General features: G+C 69.7%; 1 protein-coding gene and 2 pseudogenes. 1 reads left to right on the top strand and 2 read right to left on the bottom strand.

Annotation, left to right across the window (positions count from 1 at the left end; all coding sequences use genetic code 11):
* Positions 1 to 74: pseudogene (locus ACFW2E_RS47710) on the bottom strand (EF-hand domain-containing protein); the annotation flags it as partial.
* Positions 75 to 189: 115 nt separating this feature from the next.
* The gene (locus ACFW2E_RS47705) at positions 190 to 570 is read right to left on the bottom strand and encodes an STAS domain-containing protein (protein ID WP_384478635.1); all 381 of its coding nucleotides are present in this window, start codon (positions 568 to 570) and stop codon (positions 190 to 192) included.
* Between the two features lie 357 nt (positions 571 to 927).
* On the opposite strand from ACFW2E_RS47705, the pseudogene ACFW2E_RS47700 reads away from it, so the two are divergent.
* A pseudogene (locus ACFW2E_RS47700) lies at positions 928 to 1061 on the top strand (RNA polymerase subunit sigma-70); the annotation flags it as partial.

The following is a 1061-nucleotide window of genomic DNA, read 5'->3' as shown; positions in this document are numbered from 1 at the left end:
ATGTAACCGTTGCCGTCCTGGTCGAAGGTGGCGAAGCGTGCGGCGATCCTGCGCTCGTACTCGCTGTTGACCATGGTTCTCTCCGGCCGCCTCACGTCGGTGTCGGTGGTCTGTGTCCCGCGCGGAGAGGACGACGCCGGCCGCGGCCGCGGGCGGCATACGGGCGGACGGGCCGGGCGGGAGCGCGGTTCAGGCGGACAGCGGGCGGGGCCTGTCGCCGGTCGCGGAGGCGAGGTCGGGGTGGACGTCGAAGAGGCGGCGCACCCCGAGTGCGCCGAGGACGCGGTTGACGTGGGAACCGTCGACGGCTCCCTGGGCGGGCAGTATCAGGCGCAGCCGGCCCTGGCAGGAGCGGATGAGCCGCCGGGAGGCGATGAGCACGCCGACCCCGCTGGAATCGCAGAACAGGACCTGCGAGAGGTCCAGGACGAGGCTGTGCCGCCCCTCGGCCACCTCGTCGTGCACCCGCTGCCGCAGCACCGGTGACGTCACCAGGTCCAGCTCACCCGACACCTGGAGCACGGCCCATTCGCCCTGCTCGCCGCCGGTCACATTGAACGTCACCACCATGCCCTTCAGTCGCCGGTTCATCGGACGTCCGGAATCACCCGAAATTCACCCGAAACGGAAGCCATGCTTACGCTTCTTGGGCGCGCGCCTGCCCACCGGCCGTTCCCGCAAACGCCGCCCCGGAAACGGGGAACGATCGGAAAAGGCTTGTTTCAGACGGTTTCGATCCTGTTCGATCGGTTCCGGTCGCACGATAGAGGGTAGGGGAGGCGCTTAGCACGTGCGGGCCACCGGGGGCGCGCATTGACACAAAGGGGCGTGCGGTGTCGGACGTGCCGACTACATTCGGGGAGACGTCGGCCGCAGGCTGGAGTGCGACGTACGGGTACGCACAGGTACAGGGGGTGAAGAGGCCGCATGGCGAAGAGCGACGCACCGCCGCGCTGGGACCGGAAGATGCAGCAGCGGCTGGCACGCGGCGAGGCCGCCGCCCTGGGTGAGCTGTACGACCGGTTCGCCTCGCTGGTGCACGGTCTGGCGCACCGCGTGCT

This window comes from Streptomyces sp. NPDC058964 (assembly GCF_042741275.1).
GTDB lineage: Bacteria > Actinomycetota > Actinomycetes > Streptomycetales > Streptomycetaceae > Streptomyces.
The sequence above is the reverse complement of the archived record's forward strand: the minus strand, read 5'-3'. Positions and strand labels throughout refer to the sequence as shown.